12 protein-coding genes are annotated in these 12,974 nt (G+C 66.2%); 4 read left to right on the top strand and 8 right to left on the bottom strand.

Features of this window, described 5'->3' with window-relative positions; translation table 11 throughout:
* Nucleotides 1-40 precede the first annotated feature (40 nt).
* Entirely contained in the window at nt 41-643 is a 603-nt protein-coding gene (wrbA, locus tag BJP62_RS11910; protein ID WP_070529857.1) for an NAD(P)H:quinone oxidoreductase, read from the bottom strand.
* Nucleotides 644-826: 183 nt separating this feature from the next.
* Between wrbA and BJP62_RS11905 the strand changes: the two genes are divergently transcribed.
* Nucleotides 827-1,447: a hemolysin III family protein gene (locus BJP62_RS11905; RefSeq protein ID WP_070529856.1), complete on the top strand. Its 621-nt coding sequence runs from the start codon at nt 827-829 to the stop codon at nt 1,445-1,447.
* Nucleotide 1,448: 1 nt separating this feature from the next.
* On the opposite strand, the gene BJP62_RS11900 is transcribed toward BJP62_RS11905, so the two are convergent.
* Both BJP62_RS11900 and BJP62_RS11895 read right to left on the bottom strand, forming a co-directional pair.
* Complete coding sequence (locus tag BJP62_RS11900; protein ID WP_070529854.1) at nt 1,449-2,693, bottom strand: hypothetical protein; 1,245 nt, start codon at nt 2,691-2,693, stop codon at nt 1,449-1,451.
* A gap of 234 nt (nt 2,694-2,927) precedes the next feature.
* The gene (locus tag BJP62_RS11895) at nt 2,928-4,052 is read right to left on the bottom strand and encodes a diguanylate cyclase (protein ID WP_070529851.1); all 1,125 of its coding nucleotides are present in this window, start codon (nt 4,050-4,052) and stop codon (nt 2,928-2,930) included.
* A 126-nt stretch (nt 4,053-4,178) separates the two neighbouring features.
* Here BJP62_RS11895 and BJP62_RS11890 point away from each other — a divergent pair, with 126 nt between their 5' ends.
* The gene (locus BJP62_RS11890; protein ID WP_070529849.1) at nt 4,179-5,123 is read left to right on the top strand and encodes a carbohydrate kinase family protein; all 945 of its coding nucleotides are present in this window, start codon (nt 4,179-4,181) and stop codon (nt 5,121-5,123) included.
* Nucleotides 5,124-5,171: 48 nt separating this feature from the next.
* On the opposite strand, the gene BJP62_RS11885 is transcribed toward BJP62_RS11890, so the two are convergent.
* From BJP62_RS11885 to BJP62_RS11865, 5 genes are all read right to left on the bottom strand, one after another.
* Nucleotides 5,172-5,969 carry a sulfite exporter TauE/SafE family protein gene (locus BJP62_RS11885; protein WP_205700892.1) on the bottom strand — a complete coding sequence of 266 codons (798 nt, stop codon included), beginning with the start codon at nt 5,967-5,969 and terminating at the stop codon, nt 5,172-5,174.
* Nucleotides 5,963-6,418, bottom strand: a complete 456-nt coding sequence (locus tag BJP62_RS11880) for an EVE domain-containing protein (protein WP_070529847.1) — start codon at nt 6,416-6,418, stop codon at nt 5,963-5,965. The genes BJP62_RS11885 and BJP62_RS11880 overlap by 7 nt, the downstream gene beginning before the upstream one ends.
* Nucleotides 6,415-6,714: a YkgJ family cysteine cluster protein gene (locus BJP62_RS11875; RefSeq protein ID WP_205700891.1), complete on the bottom strand. Its 300-nt coding sequence runs from the start codon at nt 6,712-6,714 to the stop codon at nt 6,415-6,417. The genes BJP62_RS11880 and BJP62_RS11875 overlap by 4 nt, the downstream gene beginning before the upstream one ends.
* 43 nt (nt 6,715-6,757) lie before the next feature.
* Nucleotides 6,758-7,519, bottom strand: a complete 762-nt coding sequence (locus BJP62_RS11870) for a TSUP family transporter (RefSeq protein WP_070529844.1) — start codon at nt 7,517-7,519, stop codon at nt 6,758-6,760.
* 70 nt (nt 7,520-7,589) lie between these two features.
* A complete protein-coding gene (locus BJP62_RS11865) occupies nt 7,590-9,767 on the bottom strand; it encodes a mechanosensitive ion channel family protein (protein ID WP_168163834.1) in 2,178 nt (725 codons plus the stop codon).
* A gap of 211 nt (nt 9,768-9,978) precedes the next feature.
* On the opposite strand from BJP62_RS11865, the gene BJP62_RS11860 reads away from it, so the two are divergent.
* Complete coding sequence (locus BJP62_RS11860; protein ID WP_070529841.1) at nt 9,979-10,710, top strand: glutathione peroxidase; 732 nt, start codon at nt 9,979-9,981, stop codon at nt 10,708-10,710.
* 311 nt (nt 10,711-11,021) lie between these two features.
* Nucleotides 11,022-12,410, top strand: a complete 1,389-nt coding sequence (locus BJP62_RS11855) for a dihydrolipoyl dehydrogenase (protein ID WP_070529840.1) — start codon at nt 11,022-11,024, stop codon at nt 12,408-12,410.
* The last annotated feature ends 564 nt before the right edge of the window (nt 12,411-12,974 follow it).

Raw genomic sequence — 12,974 nt, 5'->3', positions numbered from 1 at the left:
AAGCCCCGTGACCGACGGGGCTTTTTTCATCCCGGCAAGGTCACGCCGTCAGCTTCTTCGCAAGCCCGGCGACGTGACGCCCCTGGAAGCGGGCAATGTCTAGTTCGTTGGCCGACGGAGCACGACTGCCGTCGCCGCCGGCGAGGGTGCTCGCACCGTAGGGGCTGCCGCCGGTGATCTCGTCCATCCTGGTCAGCCCGGCGCACGAGTAAGGCACGCCGACGATGACCATGCCCTGGTGCAGCAGCGTGGTGTGGAACGAGGTGATCGTCGTTTCCTGGCCGCCGTGCTGGGTGCCGGTACTGGTGAACACGCTGCCGATCTTGCCGATCAGCCCGCCGCTCATCCACAGGCCGCCGGTCTGGTCGAGGAAGTTGCGCATCTGCGCACACATATTGCCGAAGCGCGTCGGCGTGCCGAAGATGATCGCGTCGTAGTCGCCAAGCTCACCCGGCGACGCGATCGGCGCAGCCTGGTCGAGCTTGGCGCCGGCCTTTCTGGCCACCTCTTCGGGCACCAGGTCGGCGATGCGCTTGAGCGTCACCTCGACGCCGGCGACTTCGCGCGCGCCCTCGACGACGGCCTGCGCCATCGTTTCGATATGGCCGTACATCGAGTAGTACACCACCAGGATCCTGGTCATTGCGTTCTCCGTTCGGGCAGGGTTCGAACCAGCTTAGAGCCTGTTCATGATCTTAGAACCGCCGGCGCGACTTTGCGGGCCGCAAGCGGCCGTGCAAGGGACGGGGGCGCCGGCGGTCGTGGGAATTTCCACGGTGCAGCGTCATCGCCAGCGGTTATGCTCTCGGCTTCGACCGGAGGAACCATGTACCGCGGTGAACGTTTCAACAGCTACAGCCACCTGCTCGGCACGCTGCTCGCCATCACCGGCCTCGTCGTGCTCGTCGTCGTCGCCAGCCTCTACGGCAATGCCTGGCAGATCGTCAGCGTCAGCATCTACGGCGCGACGCTGGTCCTGCTCTACGGCGCATCGACGCTCTACCACTCGATCCGCCACCCCGGCGCCAAGAAGGTGCTGCAGAAATTCGACCACTGCGCGATCTACCTCTTGATCGCCGGCAGCTATACGCCGTTCTCGCTGGTGACGCTGCGCGGCCCCTGGGGCTGGGCGCTGTTCGGCATCAGCTGGGGGCTGGCGCTGATCGGCATCGTCCAGGAGCTGCTGATCGGCAAGCGCACGCGCGTGTTCTCGCTGATCATCTACGTGCTGATGGGCTGGCTGATCCTGATCGCGATGAAGCCGCTGGAAATGGCCCTGCCGGCCGGCGGCATGGCGTGGCTCGTCGCCGGCGGCGTGATCTACAGCGTCGGCATCGTCTTCTTCGTCCTCGACGAGAAGATCCGCCACGGCCACGGCATCTGGCACCTGTTCGTGCTTGCCGGCAGCATCTGCCACTTTTTCAGCATCCTGCTCTACGTCGCCTGATTCACAGGAAGAAACGCAGCGTCGCCGTACCGTAGACGAAAACGACGGCGGCCACCGCATAGAGCGCGCCGGTCAGCGCCTGCACGGTCGGAGGATCGTCGTCGCGGTACAGCAGCAGCAACGCGAACGGGATCATCATGTAGCGCTGCTCGATCAGCCACGACGGCAGCAAGGCCAGCACGCTGAACAGCGCGATCACGTACAGCTCGGGCCGGCGCTCGGCCCGCGCCAGCCAGTCGAGCGCAGCCAGCGCGATCGGCGCGAAGAACAGCAGCTTGACCGGCAGCGACGACGACAGCAGCGTCAGCAGGCCGTTGCGCAAAAAGTACTCGGGCTGGATCGCGTTGTACGGGTGGCTGTTCTGGAATCCGAACAGGTAAACCACCAGCAGGCCCGCCAGCAGCAGCGGCACGAAGCCGTGCCGGCGCGCGTACGCGAGCGTCGCGGGCAGCTGGGCGATCACGCTGGGCAGGAAGAAGATCGCGTACAGCAGCAGCATGAAGAACACATTGCCGGCAAACAGCCCGGAGAGCTGGTGCGCGCCACGATCACCGACCGCGACGCCGCCGTTCCAGAGCACGAAAACGGCAAAGCCGGCCAGCACCAGGCCGTAGACGCCGCCGCCGGCCAGATGCCTGTTCAGCGTGTCGCGGCACCAGCGAAAACCGCTGTCCCGGCAGTAGGCCAGCACCGGCACCGCCAGCAGCCAGACGACGTTCTGCTGCCGCACGCAGATGCTCAGGCCCAGCACCAGTGCCGCCGCGATGCCCCGGCCGCGCAGCGCCAGCCACAGCCCGCCGGACACCAGCAGCAGCGACAGCACGTCGGTATACGCGAGATAGAAGTACGGCAGAAAGATCGGGAAGAACGCGAACTGCACGAGCCGCTGCGGCGACAGCGCACCGAAGCGCTCGCGCAGCAGCAGGGCGTAGACGAGCACCAGCATGACGCCGAACAGCGTGCTGATGCCGCGCACCGCCGCGAGCGAGTACGCGCCGAGCGGCCAGCTCAGTGCCGCGACCAGCAGGTGGTAGCCGGGAATCGTCGTCAGCCGCGGATCGACGCTGAATTCGCCGAGCAGGAAACGGCGGATCTGCGCCTCGTGGACGACCTCGTCGCCGACGATGACGCCGTTGCGGCAATACAGGTAGGCCAGCGCAATGATCAGGCACAGCATCAGCGCATGGCGGCGGCGTTCCGAGTGCAGCACCGCCAGAAGGCGTTGCCGCGGTTCGCTTGCTTGCATCGGGTCACTCCATTCGTTGGGCCGCGACAATGCCAATGGCATTGACGCGGAGTGACCGACAATCTAAACAAGCCGGGCCGTTTTCCACAGGCCGCAGCACCGCGACATGCGGCGATGGCGACGGCCGGCCGTTCCTGGCCGGCGGACGTACGCCGCGGCGCCCCCGGTGTTGGTGCAATGCATCAAACGACACCGCCCGCAAAAGCGGGCGGTGTGGTGATGGCTGGCGCGCGATCAGGTCCGCGCGACCATGAAGCCCGATGCCGGGCCGTCGGTCGCCGGGCGCAGCCGCGACTGCGCCTGGCCGTACAGCACCGGGAAGTCGGCGCCGTCATTCGGGTACATTGTCAGGCTGACGCCGGCCGACACGCGGATCGCGATGTCGTCGTAGTCCGAAACGATGGTCGTCAGCGCTTCGCGCAGCTCCATCAGCAGCGTCTGCAACTCGGCCTCGTCGCGGTGCGGCGCCAGGATGCAGAAGCTGTCGCCGCCGATCCGGCCGAGGCTGTCCTCGGGACGCAGGTGGCTGCGCAGTGCCGCCGCGCAGGTCCGCAGCACGTGGTCGCCGCCGGCGTGGCCGTAGCGGCTGTTGATCGCGTGCATCCGGTCGATGTCGACCAGCAGCAGGCCGAGCGTACGCTCGTGCTTGCGCGCGCGGCGTAGCTCGCGCAGGCAGATTTCCTCGAAACCGCGGCGGTTCAACGCCCACGTCAGCACGTCGTAACGCGCCAGCCGCGCCAGCCGGCCGCGCAGCTTCTGCGCCACCAGCTGCGGCCACAACAGCGCCTGAACCAGACCGAACAGCATGCATTCGAGCACCAGCGCCTCGCCACCGGCCCACCAGCCCGGCTGGCCGAAGGCCCAGAGGAACAGCGCGGCCAGCCAGTAGCCGGCGTGCAGCACGCACGCCGCCGCCAGCACCAGCCGCGGCCCGCCGGCACGCTCCTCGGCGAACGGGATGCGCAGCAGCTGCAGCCGCAGCACCGCCAGCGGCACGATCGCGACCGACAGTGCCAGCATCACCGGCACTTCGCTGCCGAACAGGCGCTGCCAGGCGACACCGAACAGAAAGGCAAGCAGGGCACAGCCGATCGCCGGTGCCCAGTGCGGCGTCCTGAGCAGGTGGCGGCGCAGTGCAACGTTGACGAGCGCCTCGGCAAACGCCCATGCGGCGACGGCGAGCGGCGCCATGCCGAGCGCGGCGAGCAGCGCGGTCAGCCCGGTCAGCGCACCGGCCAGCGCCAGCGGCCCGAGGCCGGATTCATGCTGGCTGTTGCCGAGCAGCACCAGCTGGCCGGTGACGAGCAGGCCCAGCGCCAGAGCAGCAAACACCAGTAGATTGGACAGGGAAATCAGCATGAAATAAAAAGTCCTACAGGAGCTGCAAGCTTAACAAAGCGGCCATTGCCGGGGAACCCGGCACGACGAACCGGCCACCGCCGCCGACAGGTGGCATAATCGGCGCGTTTTCAAACGGGAAATGCCATGTCCACCTTGATTTGCGGCTCGGTTGCCTATGACACCATCATGGTGTTTCAGGATCAATTCAAGCGCCACATCCTGCCCGACCAGATCCATATGCTGTCGGTGTCGTTCCTGGTGCCGGAAATGCGCCGCGAATTCGGCGGCTGCGCCGGCAATATCGCCTACTCGCTGAAGCTGCTCGGCGGCGATCCGCTGCTCATGGCGACCGTCGGCAGCGATTTCGGCCCGTACGCACAGCGGCTCGACAACCTCGGCATCGCCCGCACCCATGTGCGCGAGCTGCCCGAGCAGTTCACCGCACAGTGCTTCGTCACCACCGACCTCGACGACAACCAGATCGCCGCCTTCCACCCCGGCGCAATGGGGCTGGCGCACCTGAACCGGCTCGAGCATGTCGAGGTCCCGGTCGAGCTGGCGATCATCGGCCCGGACAGCAAGCAGGCGATGACCGAGCGCGCCGAGCAGCTCGCCAGCGCCGGCATTCCGTTCATCTTCGACCTCGGCCAGGCTTTCCCGCTGTTCGACGGCGACGAGCTGCGCCGGATGATCGAGCTGGCGACCTATTTCGCCGCCAACGATTACGAGGCCGAAGTCATCTCCCAGCGCACCGGCCTGTCGCTCGGGCAGATCGCCGGCCAGCTCAAGGCGCTGGTCGTGACCCGTGGTGCCGAGGGTGCGCACGTCTACGCCGACGGCGTGATCCACGAGATCCCGCCGGTCAAGGCTGCGGCCGTCGTCGACCCGACCGGCTGCGGCGATGCATTCCGCGCCGGCCTGCTCTACGGCATCGTCCACGGCTGGGACTGGCCGGCCACCGGCCGGCTGGCCTCGCTGCTCGGCGCGCTGAAGATCGCCCAGCGCGGCGCGCAGAACCACCGGTTCACCGCCGAGTCGATTGCCGCCGATTATCAGGCGGCATTCGGCGCGCCGTGGCCGGGGCAGTAAGCAAGTCGCGATGAACAACGCCACCCTCGGGTGGCGTTGTTCATGGTGTCAGACCAGAGTCAGCAGCATCTTTGTCGCCAGCACGATCAGCAGCGCGGCAAAGCACTTCTTCAGCACCGGCACCGGCAGCCGGTGCGCCAGCGCCGCACCGACCCTGGCCATCGGGAAGCTGGCGATGACGATGCCGGCGAGCGCCGGCAGGTAGACGAAGCCGGCGCTGCCCGAAGGCAGGTCGAACGCGCCCCAGCCGCTGGCGACATAGCCGGCGGCGCCGGCGAGCGCGATCGGCAGCCCGATCGCCGCCGACGTGCCGATCGCTTCGCGCACCGGCACATTGCACAGCGTCATGAACGGCACCGACAGCGAGCCGCCGCCGATGCCGACCCAGCTCGATACCGCGCCAATCACCCCGCCGACGCCGCCCATCCCCGTCCTGCCGGGCAGGCCGCGGCTCGGCTTGGGCTTGAAGTCGGCGAGCATCTGCGCACCGACCAGATAGGCGAAGCCGACGAAGAACCACTTGAGCGCCACGCCGGAAAACTGCCCGGCCAGCTGCGCGCCGACAAAGGTGCCGACGACGATGCCCGGCGCAATCGCCCGGAACACCGGCCAGCGCACCGCGCCGCGCGCCGCGTGGGCGCGCAAGCTCGCGACCGACGTGAACACGATCGTCGCCAGCGAGGTGCCGAGCGCCAGATGCTGCTGGTGCGTTTCGGGCAGGCCGATCAGGTGGAACACGAACAGCAGCCCCGGCACGATGACGAGGCCGCCGCCGACGCCAAGCAGGCCGGCAAGCAGGCCGGCGACGACGCCGAGCGCCAGGCAGGCGAGCAGCGCGATCAGCATCCGATCAAGGCCCTGATCACCGTCCACTCGGCTTCGGTCACCGGCGTGATCGACAGCCGGTTGCCACGCTTGAGTACCTGCATTCCGGCCAGCTCCGGCTGGGCGCGCATCGCATCGATGCCCAGCAGCCGGCCCTTGGCGACGAAACGCACGTCGACCTGCTGCCAGCGCGGCGCCTCGGGCGTCGATTTCGGGTCGTGGTACTTCGATTCGGGGTCGAACTGGGTCGGGTCGGGATAGGCGCTGCGGCAGACTTCGGCAAGCCCGGCGACGCCGGGTTCGGCGCAGCTCGAGTGGTAGAACAGCACGCCGTCGCCGACGGCCATCGCGTCGCGCATGAAGTTGCGCGCCTGGTAGTTGCGCACGCCGTACCAGCCGACCTGGCCCAGCCGCTGCAGGTCGTCGATGCCGACATCGTCGGGTTCGGATTTCATCAGCCAGTAGTTCATGTTTCTCCCTCGCGCCGGACGGTGAGCAGCGGAATGAGCTTGCGCTGCTCGAGGCAGTCGTGATCGCCCAGTTCGTACTCGCGGCAGATCAGCGGCCGCACCGCGTAGATCGAGCACCGCATGGTGTTTCTATCCAGTGCGGCGCACCAGCCGTCGTCCGCCCGGCGCAGCACTTCGCCGCCCCAGTCGTCGCCGGCGATGAATTGCGGCGGTACGTCGTCGTCGCCGGCGAGCAACAGCACCTCCAGCCGGCAGCAGCAGGCCTTGCAGGTACTGCAGGAAAGGTCATCGCTCATCGGCCCCATTGTACGGGGCTGCGGCGCGGCACGCGCAGCCTGGCTACCGGATCATGTCCCACGACAGCTTCGCGAGCAGCACCAGCGCCAGCGTCAGGAACAGCCGGCGGATCCAGGTATTGCCGCCCTTGAGCGCCAGCACGCTGCCGACCTGCGCACCGGCGATATTGGCGATCGCCATCGGGATCGCGTAGCCGAACAGCACGAGCTTGGCCGGGATGAAGAACGCCAGCGAGGCGAAATTGGTCGCCAGGTTGACGACCTTGGCCGACGCCGACGCGCGGACGAAGTCGAAATGGAAACAGCGGACGAACAGGAAGATCAGGAAGGAGCCGGTGCCGGGACCGAAGAAGCCGTCGTAGAAGCCGATCGCCATGCCGATCGCCATGCCGATGAACAGGTCGCGCCGGGTGAGCGGCCGGCCGGCATCCTCGCCGCCGAATGCCGGCTTGAACCAGGTGTAGGCGAGCATCAGCGCCAGCAGCACCGCGACCATCGGCCGCACCGAGTCGGCCGGCAGCAGGTGGATCGCCCGGGCGCCGAGGTAGGCGCCGGCAAAGGCCGCGGCAGCGCTCGGCAGCAGCACGTGCCAGTCGAGCTTGACCCGCCGGGCGTAGCGCCACGTTGCCGACAGCGTGCCCATCGCCGCGGCGAACTTGTTGGTGCCCATCAGCATCGCCGGCAGTTCGCGCGGCAGGATGGTGAACAGCCCGGGAACGAGGATCAGCCCGCCGCCGCCGACGGCGGCGTCGATCATCCCGGCGATGAACGCCAGCGGCAGCAGGAACAGCAGCTCTTCGGGCATGAGGGGCGGCGACCGGAAGCAAAATCGTATTGTGAATTAGTTCCGTCCCGCACCGGAATGGGGCCAAGCCCTAATCCGCGGCGGGCGGCGGCGCCACCGGCGGCGGGTCGAAGTGCACGTCCATCTGCGGGAACGGCATGCCGATGCCCTTCTCGTCGAACTTCCTTTTCAGCCGCAGGTTGAATGCCCGCGCAACGTCCCACTGCGACAGCGGCCGGGTCTTGAACCGCGCGCGGACGATGACGGCGCTGGCGTCGAAGCGGTCGAGCCCCTGCACCTCGATCGGCGCCAGCAGCTCGCGCCGCCAGCGCGCGTCGCCGCGCATTTCGGCGCCGACCTCGCGGACCGTCTTCATCACCAGATCGAGGTCGGCGTCATAGCCGACACCGATATCGAACACCGCGTAGGAAAACTCGCGGGCGTAATTGGTCACGCTGGCGATCTGGCTGAACGGCACCGAGTGAACGGCGCCCTTGGCGTCGCGCAGCTTCACCGTGCGAATCGTCAGCCCCTCGACCGTGCCGGCGTGACCGCCGACGTCGATGTAGTCGCCGACGGCGATCGTATCCTCGATCAGGATGAACAGCCCGGTGATCAGGTCCTTGACCAGCGTCTGCGCGCCGAAACCGACCGCGAGGCCGATGACGCCGGCGCCGGCGATCAGCGGGGTCACGTCGATGCCGAGGTTGGCCAGCGACAGGATCGTCGCCACCACCAGGATCGTGCCGAGGATGGCGTTGCGGAACAGCGGCAGGATGGTGCGGGCGCGGGTGCTCGCCGACTTGCCCTTGCGGTTGCCGCCGCCGTTCATGCTTTCGTCGATCAGCGTATCGAGCAGGATCCACAGCAGCCAGGCGACCAGCACCGTCATCGCGATGCCGCCGAAGATGTCGTCGAGCGTCCGGCCGCGCAGCTTCAGCGCGCCGATCTCGAACAGCGACAGCCCCCACAGCCGGGTGAACAGCTCGGCAAACACCAGCCACAGCCCGGCAAGGCAGAGGTTCTGGCCGAACGCCAGCAGCCGGCTCAGATACGGTGAACGGCGGCGGTGCCGGCGCGCGCGCGATGCGGCGAACCGGCGCTGCAGGAAGGTCGAGACGAGGAAGGTGCCGAGCATCAGCAGGATGCTCAGCGCGGCGCTGTTGAGCGTGTTCTCGAGCCGGCCGGCGTTGACCAGCGTCTTGAACGCCGACAGCACGCACAGCAGCAGCACCGGCAGGTGCCAGAGCGCGGCGACGAACTGCAGCGTCTCGGTCAGCGCCTTGCCGGCATGGCGGTGCGAATACGGCCGGTTCTGGATCAGGTGGCCGATCGGCCGGCGGAAGGCGACCGCATAGGCGGCGGTCAGCACGATCGTCGCCAGATCGGCCTGCGCCGCCAGCAGACCGGCGAGGTTCGGCCCGAACTCGATCTTGATCGCCGGATTGCCGAAGGCATCGGCCAGCGCCGCCGCCATGCCGATCAGCAGCAGCAAGTGCCGGCTCCGCACGATCAGCACCCGCACCGCCGGCCGGCGCAGCCCGGTGGCTCGCAGCGAGAACAGCAGCACGCACAGCGCCGAGAACAGCGCGCCGGCCAGGATCGCATAGGCGAGCAGCATCGCCAGCAGGCCGCCGAGCGTGGTCTTCAGGTGGACGAGATAGAGCGTCAGCGCGAACGCCAGCGCCCACGGCGCGATGCGCTGCCAGACGAACAGCAGCAGCTCGCGGGTGCGCGGGTGCGCCGGCAGTTCAGCGCCCAGCCCCAGCACCTTGCCGATGCGCCGGCCGATCCAGCCGAACGCCAGCGCCGTCGCCATCCAGATGCCCAGCGCCAGCGCGAAGTCGCCGGAAAAGCGCCACGGGTCGATGGCCTGCTCGGCGATGCGCTGGCGCAATTCGCCGGCACTATTACCGATCAGCGCGCGCCAGCGCAACAAAGGCCGGAATCCGCTGTCGAACTGGTTTCTCAACACATCTATTTGCGCATTGAACCAGCCCAGCATCCCACCCTTTTCAGCCTCGGGCAGCGACGCGGCAACGGCACTCGCCGACGTCCGCAGCGCGCGCAGCTCGGCGATCAGCGCCTGCCGCTGCGAGTCGTTCTCGAGCGTCCGGATCACCGTGTCGAGCGAGGCATCGAGCTCGGCCGTCGCGACTGCCGACGCCGCCGATGCAGCCGGCTGCGCCGTGCGCCCCGGCAGTACCGCTGCCTGGCTTGCCATGGACAGGAACAGACAGAGTATCGCCAGCCAGTTCAATACCCGCACGGGCACTCCTTGCGATCGGATCAAGCGCCGATGATCCCACCGGCCGGCCGCCGGCGAAAGCGACGGATGCACGACGATCCGGCTTCGACTTGATAGCAATCAACAATCGATTTGTTGAAATCATTAAATTAGACGTATCGTAACAAGGTCAGGATACTTCACCCATCGCTGCACGACGCAGCCTACCCGCCTCAACAACAGGAGTTTAGACATGCTGCAAAACCGTGAAGGTCAACGCGTCCCCAACGTCACTTTCCGCGTCCGCGAAAACAATGAATGGAAGGACGTCACCACCGACGACCTCTTCAAGGGCAAGACCGTGGCGCTGTTCTCGCTGCCGGGTGCGTTCACCCCTACTTGCTCCTCCACCCACCTGCCGCGCTACAACGAACTCGCTCCGGCGTTCCGCGAAAACGGCGTCGACACCATCCTCTGCGTCTCGGTCAACGACACCTTCGTGATGAACGAATGGGCCAAGGATCAGGAAGCGCAGAACATCGTGATGGTGCCGGACGGCAACGGCGAGTTCACCGAGGGCATGGGCATGCTGGTCGACAAGATGGATCTCGGCTTCGGCAAGCGCAGCTGGCGCTACTCGATGCTGGTGAAGGACGGCGTGGTCGAGAAGATGTTCATCGAGCCGCAGAAGGAAGGCGACCCGTTCGAAGTCTCCGACGCCGACACCATGCTCGACTACATCAACCCGAAGGCCAAGAAGCCGGATCAGGTCGTGGTGTTCTCCAAGGTCGGCTGCTCGTTCTGCGCCAAGGCCAAGGCGCTGCTGACCGAGCACGGCTACGACTACGTCGAAGTGCCGCTGGACAACAAGATCCGCGGCAAGGCACTCGGCGCCGTCTCGGGTTCGATGACCGCCCCGCAGGTGTTCATCAACGGCAAGCTGATCGGCGGCCACGAACAGGTCGAGCGTTTCCTCGCCAAGTAATGGCATCGCCCGGACATCGCTCCGGGCGTTCTCGCCGCTTTTCACGGGCCGGCACCGCCGGCCTGTGCCGCCCCACAGCGGCTCATGCCCCAGGGGCGCATCCTGCCGGGCGCAAATCCGGCGCAGCGGTGCTGGCAAGGCGTACGCACACGTCCCGCAGGGGCTCCCTGCGGTCGCCACAGTCCGCGTCGTACCGCAACGCAAGTACAAGTCTGCAGGATCGTCCCCTTAGTCGGCGAACCTGATGGGGTTGCCCCAGCCTCATCCGGTACGACGATTGACCCGACCCGAATAATGATAAGGAGCGCTGTATGAATACGATCGCCATCGACGTTGCCATCCTCGGTGCCGGTACCGCCGGCCTCGCCGCCTACCGTGCCGCCAGGGCCGCGGGCAAGACCGCGCTGCTGATCGAGGGCGGCCCCTACGGCACCACCTGCGCCCGCGTCGGCTGCATGCCGTCCAAACTGCTGATCGCCGCCGCCGAAGCCGCGCACGAGCTGCGTCACACCGCGCCGTTCGGCGTCCGCGTCGACGGCGACATCGTCATCAACGGCCGCGACGTGATGGACCGGGTCAAGCGCGAACGCGACCGCTTCGTCGGCTTCGTGCTCGAAAGCGTCGACGGCATCCCCGCCGCAGACAAGCTGCGCGGCTACGCCCGCTTCGTCGACAACCTGACGCTGCAGGTCGACGACCACACCACGGTGAAAGCCGGCCGCGTCGTTATCGCCACCGGCTCCAGCCCCAGCATCCCCGAGCCGTTCAAGGTCTTCGGCGACCGCCTCGTCGTCAACGACGACGTGTTCGGCTGGGACGCGCTGCCGCGCCGCGTCGCCGTGTTCGGCCCCGGCGTGATCGGCCTCGAACTCGGCCAGGCGCTGGCCCGGCTCGGCGTCATCGTCCGCGTCTTCGGCGCCCGTGGCGGCGTCGGACCGCTGAGCGATCCGGCAATCCGCGACTACGCCCGCACTGCCTTCCAGCAGGAGTTCTACCTCGATCCGGACGCGAAGATCGAAGCGATGGCGCGCGATGGCGACGAAGCGGTGATCTCGTATGTGAACCTGAATGGTGAAACCGTCACCGAGCGTTTCGACTACGTGCTCGCCGCCACCGGCCGCAGCCCCAACGTCGCCGGCCTCGGGCTGGAAAACACAGGCCTTGAACTCGACGCGCGCGGCGTGCCGCTGTTCGACCGCGACACGCTGCAATGCGGCAACAGCCCGGTGTTCATCGCCGGCGACGCCAACAACATCCTGCCGCTGCTGCACGAAGCCGCCGACGAAGGCAAAACCGCCGGCAGCAACGCCGCCAGCTACCCGGACGTCAAGCCCGGCCTGCGCCGCGCGCCGATCGCCGTCGTGTTCAGCGACCCGCAAATCGCCATGGTCGGCGCCCGCTTCGCCGACCTCGAACCTGGGTCATTTGTCACCGGCGAAGTCAGCTTCGAAAACCAGGGCCGCAGTCGGGTGATGCTGAAAAACCGCGGGCTGATGCACGTCTACGCCGACAAGACCACCGGCCGCTTCCTCGGCGCCGAATGGACCGGCCCGCGTGCCGAAAACATCGCCCATACGCTGGCGTGGGCGGTGCAGATGGGGCTGACGGTCGAGCAGATGCTGGAGATGCCGTTCTATCACCCGGTGGTGGAGGAAGGGGTGAGGACTGCACTAAGGGACGTAGCGGCGAAATTGGTATAAAAAAAACGGCGGGATATTCCGCCGTTTTTTGACAATACAATTACAACTGTCAAAATATTCTTTGATTTATCACTACTCGCATTTTCTAATTGATTTAACCGCATTGCGATATGGTCTAAATACTGCATCCGTTATAACCGGTTTTGATACCGTCGCGAGTTCCTCGTAAGCAACCCCCCCCCCAGCACAGCGATATCGACCCCTGGACCAATAATTCTTGCGTTATAACAAAGACCTTGGCCAGTTAATCCATTTCGATATTCGACAGAACATTGGCTAACGGCCTCGTATATGATAAATCTATCTAGTTTAGATGCCATTGCAGGAGTGGCTGCACTACTTTTCACTCCGCCAACATACCAAAATTCTGGGTCTGCCCCTGACAAATCAATTTCATCCTTACTTGGCCTACTGATATTTGGACTAAATTCATCAACCAGTCCAAACTCAATAATCGGCCTAAAAGCCAATGACGTCCCCAAATAATAAAATCTGTAACCAGACTCACCACCACCCTTTCCAACCTTCTTCCACAACTTTGAATTCAAATTCAAAGAAATCCCA

It is taken from the genome of Jeongeupia sp. USM3, from assembly GCF_001808185.1.
Lineage (GTDB): Bacteria > Pseudomonadota > Gammaproteobacteria > Burkholderiales > Chitinibacteraceae > Jeongeupia.
The sequence above is the reverse complement of the archived record's forward strand: the minus strand, read 5'-3'. Positions and strand labels throughout refer to the sequence as shown.

Excerpts from the sequence above, each read along its gene's own strand:
- BJP62_RS11870 (WP_070529844.1), bottom strand. The coding sequence starts at position 7,519 with ATGCCCGAAGAGCTGCTGTTCCTGCTGCCGCTGGCGTTCATCGCCGGG.
- BJP62_RS11855 (WP_070529840.1), top strand. The coding sequence starts at position 11,022 with ATGAATACGATCGCCATCGACGTTGCCATCCTCGGTGCCGGTACCGCC.
- BJP62_RS11905 (WP_070529856.1), top strand. The coding sequence starts at position 827 with ATGTACCGCGGTGAACGTTTCAACAGCTACAGCCACCTGCTCGGCACG.
- BJP62_RS11875 (WP_205700891.1), bottom strand. The coding sequence starts at position 6,714 with ATGAGCGATGACCTTTCCTGCAGTACCTGCAAGGCCTGCTGCTGCCGG.
- BJP62_RS11880 (WP_070529847.1), bottom strand. The coding sequence starts at position 6,418 with ATGAACTACTGGCTGATGAAATCCGAACCCGACGATGTCGGCATCGAC.
- wrbA (WP_070529857.1), bottom strand. The coding sequence starts at position 643 with ATGACCAGGATCCTGGTGGTGTACTACTCGATGTACGGCCATATCGAA.
- BJP62_RS11885 (WP_205700892.1), bottom strand. The coding sequence starts at position 5,969 with ATGCTGATCGCGCTGCTCGCCTGCCTGGCGCTCGGCGTCGTCGCCGGC.
- BJP62_RS11890 (WP_070529849.1), top strand. The coding sequence starts at position 4,179 with ATGTCCACCTTGATTTGCGGCTCGGTTGCCTATGACACCATCATGGTG.
- BJP62_RS11895 (WP_070529851.1), bottom strand. The coding sequence starts at position 4,052 with ATGCTGATTTCCCTGTCCAATCTACTGGTGTTTGCTGCTCTGGCGCTG.
- BJP62_RS11900 (WP_070529854.1), bottom strand. The coding sequence starts at position 2,693 with ATGCAAGCAAGCGAACCGCGGCAACGCCTTCTGGCGGTGCTGCACTCG.
- BJP62_RS11860 (WP_070529841.1), top strand. The coding sequence starts at position 9,979 with ATGCTGCAAAACCGTGAAGGTCAACGCGTCCCCAACGTCACTTTCCGC.